This is a genomic window from Craterilacuibacter sp. (assembly GCF_051659485.1).
In the GTDB taxonomy this organism is placed as follows: Bacteria; Pseudomonadota; Gammaproteobacteria; order Burkholderiales; family Chromobacteriaceae; genus Craterilacuibacter.
The window spans coordinates 1-12,778 of the sequence record NZ_JBOFOO010000141.1 but is presented as its reverse complement, the minus strand read 5'-3'; the positions used below and the strand labels follow the sequence as shown (position 1 = coordinate 12,778).

Sequence of the window (12,778 nt, the reverse complement as noted above, 5' to 3'; positions counted from 1 at the left end):
TGGACATCGAGATAGCGGTGGTTGACGGCGCGCAGTTCCATCGCCAGCATTCCGCCGGTGAATTCACGGGTGGCGGAGGCAAAGCCGGTCATGCTGAGTATCATGGTTTTCTTCCGGTTGGTTTTGATTCAGGAACCGGGCCCGGATGGGGTGTTTGCATCAAGGCCCACAACACTATAACAATAGCGATGACGCAAACCAAGCAAGGCGGCCTGCCGCCAGGATTCAAGCTGGACCAGTACACCATCGTGCGTGAACTGAGTTCGGGGGGCTTCAGCCGGGTTTATCTGGCGCTGGACTGCCACGACGACAAGTACGCCATCAAGGAGTATTTGCCGCAGTCGCTGGCCAGCCACACCGCCGAGCATCAGGTGATGGTGAACAACGAGCTGGATCGCGATACTTTCCGCATCGGCCTGAAGTGCTTTTTCGAGGAAGCACGGGTACTGGCGGGGATCAAACACCCCAATGTGGTGCAGGTGAGCAATTTTTTTCCGGCCAACCAGACCGTTTACATGGTGATGAGTTATGCCTCGGGCCGCTCGCTGGTGCGCGAAGTGGAGCTCTCCGGCGGCGCATTGCCCGAAGCGCGTTTGCGCCAGATCTTTGCCCTGCTGATTTCCGGCCTGCGCGAGGTTCACCGCCATCATCTGCTGCATCTGGATGTAAAGCCCGCCAATATCTATCTCAAACGCAACGGAACGCCGGTGTTACTGGATTTCGGCGCAGCCCGCCAGCACGCCCTGCAGCACGACAAGCGCTTTATTTCCATGTATACGCCCGGCTTTGCCGCGCCCGAGCAGCATCAGGCCAAGGGGCAACTCGGGCCGTGGTCGGATATCTATAGTGTGGGCGCGTGCATCTATGCCTGCATGGGCATAGGCGGGCCGCCGGCCGCCAATGTCCGTACCGATGCGGTTTTGCCGGCGCTGGCTCCGGCCGGACGCATCTATTCTGCCGAACTGTTGAGTCTGGTGACGCAGTGCATGGCGCTGGATGTGGAGGCCCGGCCGGGTAGCCTGATGCAAGTCCAAAAAGTGCTGAATGGCGTGTATAGCGCACCGCAGCCTCCGGCGCCGGGCTTATGGCAGCGGGTCAGCGGCTGGTTGCATCAAGAGGTGAAGTCATGAAGTTTTGCTGGGCAGCTAAGAGCTGCGTAGGAGGCCGTAGCTACAACGAAGACCGGGTACTGACGCTGCATTCGCGCGAAGCGGTGTTGCTGGTAGTGGCCGACGGCATGGGCGGCCATCTGCATGGCGAGCTGGCATCGCAGATGGTGATCGATACCTTGTCCCATTTGTTTGCCTTAAGTGCCCGTCCGCGTATTCAGGAACCCGGGCAGTTTTTGCTGGATGCCCTGCATGAAGTCCAGCACAGCTTGGTGCGTCTGGCACTGTCGCGGCGCTTTCCCGAAGTGCCGAGTACCACCGTGGTGGTGGCGCTGGTGCAGGACAGCCAGTTGTACTGTGCCTGGGCCGGCGATTCGCGCCTGTATCTGCTGGAGCAAGCGGCAGTCAGCTGGCGCACGCAGGACCATTCCACTGTACAGCGCCTGCTGGACAAGGGTTTGATCACGGAGGACGAGGCGCTGACCCATCCCGAGCGTAACCGTATCTATAGCTGTCTGGGCGGGATGGACAATCCGATGATTGCTCAGGCCGGACCGCTGCCCTTATCGGTGGGCAGTACCCTGTTTTTGTGTTCGGACGGGCTGTGGTCGCAGATGAGCGAGATGGAACTGGCGCGGGCCTTGAATGCGCGTGCGCTGGAGCAGGTGGTGCCGGCGCTGCTGCAGGTGGCCGAGCGGCGGGCGGGAGCCGGTAGCGATAACCTGAGTGTTGCGGCCATGGTGCTGCTGGCGGCAGGGCAAAGCGGTGCCGGGGTTATCGATAGCCGCGATGCGCCGGAAATTCCCGATGCCATGATGGCGGCACTGGAAAGCGAGATGCTGGCCTCGGGGCGCAATCTGCTCTGAGTGGCCGCGTTTTACACGCGGGCCGCGCTTACGGTGATGCTGCAAGTTGCTGTACAATCGCGCGTTTTTCCCCTGCGAGCTGCCCATGCGACCCTCCGAGCGAAGTGCCGACGCCCTGCGTCCCGTGCGTCTGACGCGCCACTATACCCGCCATGCCGAAGGCTCGGTGCTGGTCGAATTCGGCGACACCAAGGTGATCTGTACCGCCAGTGTCGAGGAAAATGTGCCGTCTTTCCTCAAGGGCAAGGGTCAGGGCTGGGTCACGGCCGAATACGGCATGCTGCCGCGCTCGACCAATAGCCGTATGCGCCGCGAAGCGGCCAGCGGCAAGCAATCCGGTCGTACCCAGGAAATCCAGCGTCTGATCGGCCGTAGTTTGCGCGCGGTGGTGGATCTGAAAAAACTGGGCGAGCGCCAGATCGTGATCGATTGCGATGTGATTCAGGCCGATGGTGGTACCCGTACCGCCAGCATCACCGGTGCCTTTGTCGCGCTATCCGATGCCGTTGCCGGGCTGATTGCCGCCGGCAAGCTTACTGAAAGCCCGATTACCGACCATATTGCTGCTGTTTCGGTCGGCGTATTCGAGGGCCAGGCGGTGCTGGATCTGGATTATCCGGAAGATTCGGCCTGCGAAACCGACATGAATGTGGTGATGACCGGTGCCGGCCATTTTGTCGAAGTGCAGGGCACGGCCGAAGGCGTGCCGTTTAGCCGCAGCGAGCTGGATGCCCTGCTGGATCTGGCCGAAAAAGGCATACGCGAGCTGATCGCCCTGCAACAGGAGGCTTTGCAGTCGTGAGCCGTAAAGTATTGCCCCCGCGTACCCTGTCGGTTGCGCCCATGCTGGACTGGACCGACCGGCACTACCGTTATTTCGCCCGCCACATCACGCGCCACACCTGGCTTTATTCCGAAATGGTCACCACCGGCGCGCTGATTCATGGCGACGTTCGCCGTCATCTGCGCTTTGACGAGAGCGAGCAGCCGCTGGCGCTGCAACTGGGCGGCTCCGATCCGGCCGATCTGGCGCACTGCGCACGCCTGGCGCAGGACTGGGGCTACGACGAGGTCAACCTCAATGTCGGCTGCCCGTCGGAGCGGGTGCAAAAGGGCGCCTTCGGTGCCTGCCTGATGGCCGAGCCGCGTCTGGTGGCCGATTGCGTCAAGGCGATGCGCGATGTCTGCGATATCGACATTACCGTCAAGCACCGTATCGGCATCGACGAGGTCGAACACTACGATTTTGTGCGCGAATTTGTCGATATCGTCGCCGAAGCCGGCTGCAACACCTTTATCGTGCATGCGCGCAACGCTATCCTCAAGGGCCTGAGCCCCAAGGAAAACCGCGATATTCCGCCATTGAAATACGACTACGCCTATCGCCTCAAGCGCGAACGCCCCGAGCTTGAAATCCTGCTCAATGGCGGCATCAAGACTCAGGCCGAGATCGACGAGCATCTGCGTCATGTGGACGGGGTCATGGTCGGGCGCGAGGCCTACCACAACCCGTGGATCATGGCCGATTGGGATGCGCGTTACTATGGTGATAGCGGCCCTGCGCCCGAGCGCGAGGCGGTGGTGGCCGCCATGGTGGCCTATGCCCGGCGCGAGCTGGCTGAAGGCAATAAGCTGCGCAATATCACGCGCCATATTCTCGGCCTGTATCAGGGCGTCCCCGGTGCGCGCCAGTGGCGACGCATGCTGTCGGATGCCGCGATACTGGCCGCTGCCGATGAAAACCTGCTGTTGCAGGCGATTCCGGCGGCCAACTACGGCCTGCAGGCCGACTAAAGCCCGCTGGGCTGCGAGCCGATTTTTTGGGTAGCCAGCAGCCGCTGGCTACCGTGTACTTTGTGGAGGTGGACCTGAATTGAACAAGCTGACTGTAACGCTATTGTCTGCGCTGGCCTCGGCCAGCGTGCTGGCTGGCCCGAACGACGTGCTCCATTTGTATAACTGGAGCGGTTCCCTGTCGGATGCAACCGTCAAACGCTTTGAAAAGAGCTGTGATTGCAAGGTGGTGCAGGATTACTACGGTGACAATGAAGAAATGCTGGCCAAGCTGGCCGCGGGCGCCAAAGGCTACGACGTGGTATTTCCGTCGTCTTTTGTGATCCAGCCCATGGTCAAGCAGAAGCTGTTGCAACCGTTGAACAAGCAGCTGATTCCCAATCTCAGGAATGTCGACCCGGCCTACCTCAACCAGAGCTATGACCCGGGCAACCGTTACGAAATCCCGACCGTATTGAGCCTGACCAGTGTCGGCTACAACCAGACCAAGCTCAAGGCGCTGGGTGTTGATCCTGCGAGCTGGTCGGTGATTTTCGATCCCAAGGTACTGTCCAGGATCAAGGGCCGGGTGACGGTGCTGGATAGCCCGCGCGAAGTGTTTACCGCAGCGCTGTTTTACTTGGGCAAGAACCCGAATCAGGCTAGCGAAGCCGATTATCGTGCCGCCAAAAACGTGATTGCCAAGGCCAAGCCTTACTGGGCCGCGTTTTCCAATGCCAGCTATCTGAAAGAACTGGCGGTGGGCAATATCTGGGCCTCGCTGGGTTACTCGACCGAGTTCTATCAGGCGATAGAAGATGCCAAGCTCGCCAAGCGTCCGTTTACGCTGGCGATGAGCCCGCAGCGCGAAGGCAACGAGCTGGGGGTGGACACCATGGCCATCCTGTCCAGCGCCAAGCGCCCGGATCTTGCGCACAAGTTCATCAACTTCATGCTGGACGGCAAGAACGCGGCCGAACTGACCAACCTCAATGGCGCCACCAATCCGGTGAAGACGGCGCAGCCTTATTTCCGTGCCGACCTGAAGGCCAATGCGGTCATCAACCCGACGCCGGCGACGGTGGCCAAGTGGACGGTGCTCAAAGAGCAAAGCCCGAAAGAGCGCCGCCTGATGAACCGCCTGTGGACCGAGGTCAAGGCGGGGAAATAAAGGGTGGGGGATGGGGAATGGGGAATAGGGAATAGGGAATAGGGAATGGTTTGATATTCCCCATTTCCAAATCCCTAGTCCCGCCTTTGATTAAGGATAAAAAACATGTTCGAGCAACTGGTTCTCGCCAGCAATAACGCCGGCAAGCTGCGTGAGTTCTCCGCCCTGTTCGCGCCGCTGGGCATCAGCCTGATCCCGCAGCGCGAGCTGGGGGTGGAGGAGTGTGCCGAGCCGTATCACAGCTTTGTGGAAAATGCGCTGGAAAAGGCACGTCACGCCAGCCGCATCACCGGCCTGCCGGCGCTGGCCGACGACTCGGGCATCTGTGTCGAGGCGCTGGGCGGCGCACCGGGCGTGCTGTCGGCGCGTTTTGCCGGCGAGCCCAAGTCGGATGCACGTAATAATGCGCTCTTGGTCGAGAAGCTGCAGGGCGAGAGTAACCGGCGCTGCTGGTATACCTGTGTGCTGGTGCTGGTGCGCCATGCCGACGACCCGCAGCCCCTGATTGCCGACGCGGTATGGGTGGGCGAGGTGGTAGATGCACCGGCAGGCGAGGGCGGCTTCGGTTACGACCCTTATGTCTGGCTGGCCGACTATGGCTGCACCGTGGCCGAATTGCCGGCCGACGAGAAAAACCGCGTCAGCCATCGGGCGCAGGCGATGCAGGCGCTGCTGGCCAAGCTCAAGGCGTTTGCATGAGCGTGATCGATATTTCGGCACTGTCGGGCGGCCTGAAAGAGCTGCCGCCCTTGTCGCTCTACATCCATTTCCCGTGGTGCGTGCGCAAGTGTCCGTATTGCGACTTCAATTCGCACGAGGTTAAAAACGGCTTCGACGAGATGGGCTATATCGCGGCGCTGCTGGCCGATCTGGAAAGCACGCTGCCGCAGGTGTGGGGCCGGCCGGTGACGACCATCTTCATGGGCGGCGGTACGCCCAGCCTGTTTTCGGCCGAGGCGATGGATGCCTTGCTGTGCGGCATACGCGCACGGGTGCGCCTGCATCCGGATGCCGAAATCACCATGGAAGCCAATCCCGGCACCTTCGAGAGCGAGCGTTTCAAGGCCTACCGCGCGGCCGGCATCAATCGCCTGTCTATCGGTATCCAGAGTTTCGATGCCGGCTTCTTGCAGGGTTTGGGGCGGATACACAATGGCGATGAAGCGCGACGTGCGGTGGAGATTGCGCTCAGCCACTTCGATAACGTCAATCTCGATCTGATGTATGCCCTGCCCGGGCAGACGCTGGCGCAGGCGCTGGCCGATATCGATACCGCACTGAGCTACGGCATCACCCATTTGTCGGCCTACCACCTGACCATAGAGCCCAATACCCTGTTTGCGCGCTATACGCCGGCCAATCTGCCGGACGACGAGCGCTCGGCCGATATGCAGGAGGCGATAGAAGACAGGCTGGCAGCGGCAGGTTTCGAGCATTACGAAACCTCGGCTTTTGCCCGCCCCGGACGCCAGTGCCGGCACAATCAAAATTACTGGCGCTTTGGCGACTATATCGGCATTGGTGCCGGCGCCCACGGCAAGATCAGCTCGCACGCCGGCGTGATGCGCGAGGCGCGCTTTAAGCAGCCGGCGGCGTATCTGAAGGCGGTGGCAGCCGGTGCGCCGGTGCAGGAAAGCCACAAGGTCGGGCGGCGCGACCTGCCGTTCGAATTTATGTTGAATGCGCTGCGCCTGACTGGCGGTTTTGATGAAACACTGTTTGCCGCCCGCACCGGCCTGCCGCTGGTGTCGATTGCGCGCGAACTGGCGCAAGCCGAACAAGAGGGCTTGCTTGTGCGCGGGCAAGGGCAGATCCGGCCCACGCTCAAGGGCCAGCGCTTTCTCAATGATTTGCTCACCCTGTTTTTGAATGATGGAGACTGACAATATGGCTAAAACAATTATCCACACCGACAAGGCACCCGCTGCTATCGGCGCTTACTCGCAAGCCGTCAAGGCCGGCAATACCGTTTATCTGTCGGGCCAGATCCCGCTCGACCCGGCCACCATGAATGTGGTTGAGGGCGGCTTCGAGGCTGAAACCCGCCAGGTGTTCACCAACCTCAAGGCCGTGTGCGAGGCCGCTGGCGGCTCGCTGAACGATATCGTCAAGCTCAATGCCTATCTGACCGATCTGTCCAATTTCGCCACCTTCAATAAGGTGATGGTCGAATTCATGGCCGAGCCTTATCCGGCACGCGCCGCCGTTGGCGTGGCCTCGCTGCCGCGTGGCGTGCTGGTGGAAGCCGAAGGCGTGATGGTGCTGGGCGAGTAAGCCTGCACCGCCCGCTTGGCAGGGCTTGTGGCCTGTTTACGACACGCCGCCGGATTGCATCCGGCGGCGTTTTGTTTGGCGATGCCCCCCTTGGCTATTGGGCGTTCAGGGTGGGCTTGAAGCCTGAACTGCGTGCATGACCGGCAATAGATCGGCGCAGGCCTAATCCTGCTACGTACGCTCTAGGCGCACTTGACGTCATGCGCATAGCTTGGCATTCTGGAGTCTTAACTCGAACACATGTTTGAACACGGGGGATAACAATGAACGGAATGGTAAAAAAGTCCGCACTGGTATTGCTGGCAAGCCTGGTATCCGCTTCGGCACTGGCGGCCGGCGTGGCAGGGACCTGGAAAACGATAGACGACGAAACCAAGCAGCCCAAGGCGCTGGTACAGATTTCCGAGTCGGCCACGGGCGAGCTGTCCGGCAAGATCGTCAAGCTGTTCAACAAGCCGGATGCGGTGTGTGATGCCTGCGAAGGCGCGAACAAGGGCAAGCCGGTGGTGGGCATGAACATGCTGTGGGGCCTGAAAAAAGAGGGCAACGGCTGGGACGGCGGTAAAATTCTCGACCCCAAAACGGGCAAGATCTATAGCGCCAAGATGAAGCTCACTGCTGACAATAAACTCGAAGTGCGCGGTTTTATCGGCATGGCCTTGCTGGGGCGTACCCAGACTTGGGTGCGTGATTGACACGCAGCTAAGCGCAGTTAAATAGCCCGAGGCGGAAAGCAACAGCTTTCCGCTTTTTGTTTTTGGGTACAATCACCCTCTATGCCAAGTCAGACAGATATTGCCAGCCAAGTGCCGCTGGCCGCCCCCGCTACCGTCAAGAAGCTCGAAAAGCTAGGCATACGCCGCCGCTTCGACTTTATCCTGCACCTGCCGCTGCGTTACGAAGATGAAACCCATGTCTATCCCATCGCCCAAGCGCCTTACGGCAAGGCGGTGCTGGTCGAGGGCGAAGTGATTTCATCCGAGGTGCAGTTCAAGCCGCGCCGCCAGCTGGTGGTGCAAATAGAGGACAGCAGCGGCACGCTGATACTGCGCTTTATCCACTTTTACCCCAGTCAGCAAAAGGTGCTGGCCAAGGGGCGGCGGGTACGGGCGCTGGCCGAGGTCCGACGCGGTTTTTACGGTGACGAAATGGTGCACCCCAAACTGCGTGAAGTGGCGGCGGACGAGGCACTGGCCGACAGCCTGACGCCCATCTATCCGACACTTAGCGGCCTGACGCAGCCGGTGCTGCGGCGCATGATACAGAGCGAGCTCAAGGCGCAGGCACTGGACGAAACCCTGCCGCCGGCGCTGCCGGCCAAGCTGGGGCTGGTGCCGTTTGCCGATGCGGTCCGGCTGCTGCATGCGCCGCCGCCGGACATGTCGGCCGAGGTACTGGTGAACCCGCTCTTGCCGGCCTGGCAGCGGCTTAAATTTGACGAATTGATGGCGCAGCAATTATCGATGCGGCTGGCTTACCGGGCGCGCCGTGCCGGCAAGGCGCCGGTGATTGCCGGTGATGGCCGCTTGCGTGCCGGGCTGAGCGGGCAACTGCCGTTTGCGCTGACCGGTGCCCAGCAAAAAGTGCTGGCCGAAATCACCGCCGATCTGGCGCAAGCGCATCCGATGAACCGCCTGCTGCAGGGCGATGTGGGCAGCGGCAAGACCGTGGTGGCGGCGATGGCGGCACTGGCCGCGATCGAGGCCGGTTTTCAGGTGGCCTTGATGGCGCCGACCGAAATTCTGGCCGAGCAGCACTACGCCAAACTGTCGGCCTGGCTGGAACCGCTGGGGGTGAAAGTGGCGTGGCTATCGGGCAGCTTGAGAAAGAAAGCGCGCGGCGAAATGAATGCACTGATTGCCAGCGGTGAAGCACGCCTGGCGGTCGGCACGCATGCCTTGTTTCAGGATGATGTGAACTTCGAGCGTCTGGGGCTGGTGATTGTCGACGAGCAGCACCGCTTCGGTGTCGGCCAGCGTCTGGCACTGCAGGGCAAGGGGGCCGAGCCGCATCAGTTGATGATGACGGCCACCCCGATTCCGCGCACGCTGGCGATGAGTTATTACGCCGATCTGGATGTCTCGGTGATAGACGAACTACCGCCGGGGCGCACGCCTATTGTCACCAAGCTGATCAGTTCGGCGCGCCGCGACGAGGTGGTCGCCTATGTCAACAAGACCTGCAGCGAAGGCCAGCAGGTGTACTGGGTGTGCCCGCTGATTGAAGAGAGCGAGACGCTGGAGCTGCAAACGGCAGTCGATACCCATATCGGCCTGAGCGAAGATTTGCCGCAGTGGCAGGTGGGGCTGGTGCATGGCCGGATGAAGGGGGCCGAAAAGGCCGAGGCGATGGCCATCTTTGCCCGCAATGAAAGCCAGGTGCTGGTGGCGACTACGGTGATCGAGGTCGGTGTCGATGTGCCCAATGCCAGCCTGATGGTGATCGAGCACGCCGAGCGTATGGGGCTGGCGCAATTGCACCAGTTGCGTGGCCGGGTCGGGCGCGGGGCGGCCAAGAGTACTTGTGTGCTGCTATTCGAATCCAAACTGTCGGATTTGGCCAAGGCACGCTTGCGGGTGATTTTCGAGCACACCGACGGCTTCGAGATTGCGCGTCAGGACCTGCTGATCCGCGGGCCGGGCGAATTTCTGGGCGCACGCCAGAGCGGCCTGCCCATGCTGCGTTTCGCCAATCTGGAAGAAGATACCGCCTTGCTGGAGTCGGCACGCGAACTGGCGCCCGTGCTGCTGGAGCGCTATCCGCAGCATGCGGCCGATCATCTGGCGCGCTGGCTGGCCGGGCGCGAGCATTTTCTCAAGGCATGAATCTAGGGCTGGGTATGGCGGGCAAAAAAAGGCCCCGACTGAGGAGTCGGGGCGAATGGGATATTGCTGCAAACAACAAAGGAGAAACCATATGAAGCGGGATCTATATTAGTGTTTGCTGGTTTTTTAATCAAGAGCGATAGTTCGTGCTACTTTTGATCTGGATCAAGTTTTTTAGCAATACACGCTAAAAACCTTAAATCCTTATCAGGCAAACCAGCGCGATGCCAGGATGTATAAGCCGCCGGACAGCGCCATCGACACTGGCAGGGTAAAGACCCAGGCCAGGAAAATATTGCGTATCGTCGACATCTGCAGGCCAGACTTATTGGCGACCATGGTGCCGGCAACGGCACTGGACAGGATCTGGGTGGTCGAGACCGGGAAGCCGAAGGCACTGGCCAGACCGATCGATGTCGCCGCCGTCACCTGGGCCGAGACGCCCTGGGCATAGGTCATGTCCTTCTTGCCTATGCCTTCTCCCACCGTTTTCACCACGCGCTTCCAGCCCACCATGGTACCCAAGCCCAGCGCCAGCGCGATCGCGACGATGGCCCAGGTTGGCGCATATTCGGTGGTTGCCGTCAGATCCTTGCGCAGGCCGGACAGGTGTGACTTCTCGGAGGAAGTCAGCCCCGGCAGCTTGAGTGCGGTCTTGGCGGCATTATCCAGACACAGCAGGTTGGCGCGTATGCTCCAGCGCTGGTCGGCATTCAGCAGGTGATAGTCGCTGGTGCCCAGTGAGGCCAAGAGCGAATTGGCCGTGCTTTCGGTGGCCAGCGGCTTGCAGTCGAACTTGCCGGTCGTCGCCTTGGGTGGTTGCTTGGCCAGCAGCGTAGCGAGTTCGGGTGCCTTGCGCTCGTAGAACTGCTGCAGGTGGAGCGCGGCATCGCGGGTGCGCTCGATCTGGTAGGGGGTGCTGTCCAGATTGAGGACAAACTTGGCCGGTACGATGCCGATCAGCACCAGCATGATCAGGCCTACACCCTTCTGGCCGTCATTGGCGCCGTGGGCAAAGCTCACCCCCATGGACGACAGAATCAGCATGAAGCGGGTCCAGAACGGCGGGTGTTTGCGTCCCTCGACCTGCTGGCGCTGGAAGGGGGAGCGGTGGATATTGCTTTGCGGCCTAAAACGCAACAGCAGCAGCAGGATGGTGGCGGCCACCACGCCGCCAATCAGCGGCGACAGCAGCAGCGATGAGCCGACATCAATGGCCTTGCTCCAGTTGATGCCCTGCGATAGCGGGGTGTCGTTCATCCAGGCATTGGCGACGCCGACGCCGAGAATGGCACCGATCAGCGTATGGCTGCTGGAGGCCGGCAAGCCGAAATACCAGGTGCCGAGGTTCCAGCTGATGGCGGCCACCAACAGGGCAAACACCATGGACATGCCGCGCGTGCTATTGACCGACACCAAAAGGTCGACCGGTAGCAGGTGGACGATGGCGTAAGCGACCGCCAGACCACCGGTCATCACCCCCAGAAAATTGAAGAAGCCGGAGGCGACGACGGCCAGTTGCGGTTTCATCGACTGGGTATAGATGACGGTTGCTACCGCATTGGCGGTGTCGTGAAAACCGTTGATGAATTCGAAGGCAAGGACCAGCCCCAGAGACAGGACCAGAGTAACGATGACAGCAGGCGCTAGGCCGGTAAACAGGTCAAACATGACGGGGTTCAGGTTGTCATAAAGGCGGGATTGTTGGGGGCAAAGCAGGGCGCGTCAAGCACAGTTATCAATTATATTGCGCGACAACATCGCAACACGGTTGCCGATGCTTGGCTGGTGCTGCTTTGCGCAATAAAAGTGTTAAAAAAACAGGCTGCATCCCGTGATGGGTGCAGCCTGTTTTGTGCGCTATCAAGCTAGCGGTCAGGGATGAAAATCAGAAGCTAAGATCGCGTACCAGATAAAAAATGCCTGCCGACAGCACGGCGGAGGCCGGTACCGTGATCACCCAGGCGGCGGCGATGCGCATGATCAGTGAGCGCTTGACCAGTTCCTTGCGGTAAACCTGACGCAATTCCTTGCGCTCGCGCTTGGAAAAATTGGCCGGATCCTGCATGGTTTTCATGCGCATTTTTAGATCCTGCAGCAACTGGCCTTTTTCCTTGATGCTGGCCTTGGAGAATTTGGCAATAAAGGCGTCGACGGCCGGCTGGTCGTTCTCGGGATGGTTGGCCTTGATCTGCGCGATCATGATTTCGTAGCGGTTTTTCAGGTGCTCGCGCAAAAAGCCGATGCCGAACACGCCGCCGACCGCGATATGGGTGGAGCTCACCGGCAGCCCCAACTGGCTGGCAAAAATCACGGTCATGGTGGCCGACATCGCGATCGAATAGGCGCGCATCTGGTCCAGTTCGGTAATTTCGTTACCAACGGTACGGATCACCTTGGGGCCGAACAGTGCAAGACCGACAGAAATACCCACCGCTCCGATCAGCATCACCCATAGCGGAATGCCGGCCGACGTGCCTATGCCGTCACCTGCGGTGCTCAGCGCATCGACAATGGCTGCCAGCGGACCGATCGCATTGGCGACATCATTGGAACCGTGGGCAAAGCTCAGCAGTGCCGCCGAGAAAATAAGCGGTACGGTAAACAGCTGGTTGATCGCCTGCTTATTGTTTGCTGCGGCCCTTGCCCGGCGGGCGACGACAGGGCGCAATACGAAATAGGTCAGCAGTCCGATGCCGACACCGCCGGCCATGGCACTGCTAAAGCTCATCGGCCAGATACGCGCCAAGCCCTTGATCA

13 protein-coding genes are annotated in these 12,778 nt (G+C 60.4%); 10 read left to right on the top strand and 3 right to left on the bottom strand.

Annotation, left to right across the window (positions count from 1 at the left end; all coding sequences use genetic code 11):
* A partial coding sequence (locus tag ACRC1E_RS04870) for a YicC/YloC family endoribonuclease (RefSeq protein ID WP_438513984.1) occupies positions 1 to 104 on the bottom strand: 104 nt, incomplete at its 3' end.
* Positions 105 to 188: 84 nt separating this feature from the next.
* On the opposite strand from ACRC1E_RS04870, the gene ACRC1E_RS04865 reads away from it, so the two are divergent.
* From ACRC1E_RS04865 to recG, 10 genes are all read left to right on the top strand, one after another.
* Complete coding sequence (locus ACRC1E_RS04865; RefSeq protein WP_438513983.1) at positions 189 to 1,130, top strand: serine/threonine protein kinase; 942 nt, start codon at positions 189 to 191, stop codon at positions 1,128 to 1,130.
* A complete protein-coding gene (locus ACRC1E_RS04860; protein ID WP_438513982.1) occupies positions 1,127 to 1,975 on the top strand; it encodes a PP2C family protein-serine/threonine phosphatase in 849 nt (282 codons plus the stop codon). The genes ACRC1E_RS04865 and ACRC1E_RS04860 overlap by 4 nt, the downstream gene beginning before the upstream one ends.
* Before the next feature lie 85 nt (positions 1,976 to 2,060).
* Positions 2,061 to 2,777, top strand: a complete 717-nt coding sequence (gene rph / locus ACRC1E_RS04855; RefSeq protein ID WP_438513981.1) for a ribonuclease PH — start codon at positions 2,061 to 2,063, stop codon at positions 2,775 to 2,777.
* A complete protein-coding gene (gene dusA, locus ACRC1E_RS04850; RefSeq protein WP_438513980.1) occupies positions 2,774 to 3,769 on the top strand; it encodes a tRNA dihydrouridine(20/20a) synthase DusA in 996 nt (331 codons plus the stop codon). Before rph ends, dusA begins: the two co-directional genes overlap by 4 nt.
* A gap of 79 nt (positions 3,770 to 3,848) precedes the next feature.
* Positions 3,849 to 4,919, top strand: a complete 1,071-nt coding sequence (locus ACRC1E_RS04845; protein ID WP_438513979.1) for an ABC transporter substrate-binding protein — start codon at positions 3,849 to 3,851, stop codon at positions 4,917 to 4,919.
* Between the two features lie 105 nt (positions 4,920 to 5,024).
* Entirely contained in the window at positions 5,025 to 5,618 is a 594-nt protein-coding gene (rdgB, locus tag ACRC1E_RS04840) for an RdgB/HAM1 family non-canonical purine NTP pyrophosphatase (protein ID WP_438513978.1), read from the top strand.
* A complete protein-coding gene (gene hemW / locus ACRC1E_RS04835; RefSeq protein WP_438513977.1) occupies positions 5,615 to 6,802 on the top strand; it encodes a radical SAM family heme chaperone HemW in 1,188 nt (395 codons plus the stop codon). Before rdgB ends, hemW begins: the two co-directional genes overlap by 4 nt.
* Positions 6,803 to 6,806: 4 nt before the next feature.
* Positions 6,807 to 7,193, top strand: a complete 387-nt coding sequence (locus ACRC1E_RS04830) for a RidA family protein (protein WP_438513976.1) — start codon at positions 6,807 to 6,809, stop codon at positions 7,191 to 7,193.
* Between the two features lie 263 nt (positions 7,194 to 7,456).
* Complete coding sequence (locus ACRC1E_RS04825) at positions 7,457 to 7,888, top strand: DUF2147 domain-containing protein (RefSeq protein ID WP_438513975.1); 432 nt, start codon at positions 7,457 to 7,459, stop codon at positions 7,886 to 7,888.
* Positions 7,889 to 7,969: 81 nt separating this feature from the next.
* Entirely contained in the window at positions 7,970 to 10,018 is a 2,049-nt protein-coding gene (gene recG / locus ACRC1E_RS04820) for an ATP-dependent DNA helicase RecG (protein ID WP_438513974.1), read from the top strand.
* 207 nt (positions 10,019 to 10,225) lie between these two features.
* On the opposite strand, the gene ACRC1E_RS04815 is transcribed toward recG, so the two are convergent.
* The gene (locus ACRC1E_RS04815) at positions 10,226 to 11,689 is read right to left on the bottom strand and encodes an inorganic phosphate transporter (RefSeq protein ID WP_438513973.1); all 1,464 of its coding nucleotides are present in this window, start codon (positions 11,687 to 11,689) and stop codon (positions 10,226 to 10,228) included.
* 217 nt (positions 11,690 to 11,906) lie between these two features.
* Positions 11,907 to 12,778 (bottom strand): inorganic phosphate transporter (locus tag ACRC1E_RS04810; protein ID WP_438513972.1); only part of this gene is annotated, 872 nt, incomplete at its 5' end.

Excerpts from the sequence above, each read along its gene's own strand:
- ACRC1E_RS04860 (WP_438513982.1), top strand. The coding sequence starts at position 1,127 with ATGAAGTTTTGCTGGGCAGCTAAGAGCTGCGTAGGAGGCCGTAGCTAC.
- rph (WP_438513981.1), top strand. The coding sequence starts at position 2,061 with ATGCGACCCTCCGAGCGAAGTGCCGACGCCCTGCGTCCCGTGCGTCTG.
- ACRC1E_RS04825 (WP_438513975.1), top strand. The coding sequence starts at position 7,457 with ATGAACGGAATGGTAAAAAAGTCCGCACTGGTATTGCTGGCAAGCCTG.
- ACRC1E_RS04815 (WP_438513973.1), bottom strand. The coding sequence starts at position 11,689 with ATGTTTGACCTGTTTACCGGCCTAGCGCCTGCTGTCATCGTTACTCTG.
- rdgB (WP_438513978.1), top strand. The coding sequence starts at position 5,025 with ATGTTCGAGCAACTGGTTCTCGCCAGCAATAACGCCGGCAAGCTGCGT.
- ACRC1E_RS04865 (WP_438513983.1), top strand. The coding sequence starts at position 189 with ATGACGCAAACCAAGCAAGGCGGCCTGCCGCCAGGATTCAAGCTGGAC.
- hemW (WP_438513977.1), top strand. The coding sequence starts at position 5,615 with ATGAGCGTGATCGATATTTCGGCACTGTCGGGCGGCCTGAAAGAGCTG.
- ACRC1E_RS04830 (WP_438513976.1), top strand. The coding sequence starts at position 6,807 with ATGGCTAAAACAATTATCCACACCGACAAGGCACCCGCTGCTATCGGC.
- recG (WP_438513974.1), top strand. The coding sequence starts at position 7,970 with ATGCCAAGTCAGACAGATATTGCCAGCCAAGTGCCGCTGGCCGCCCCC.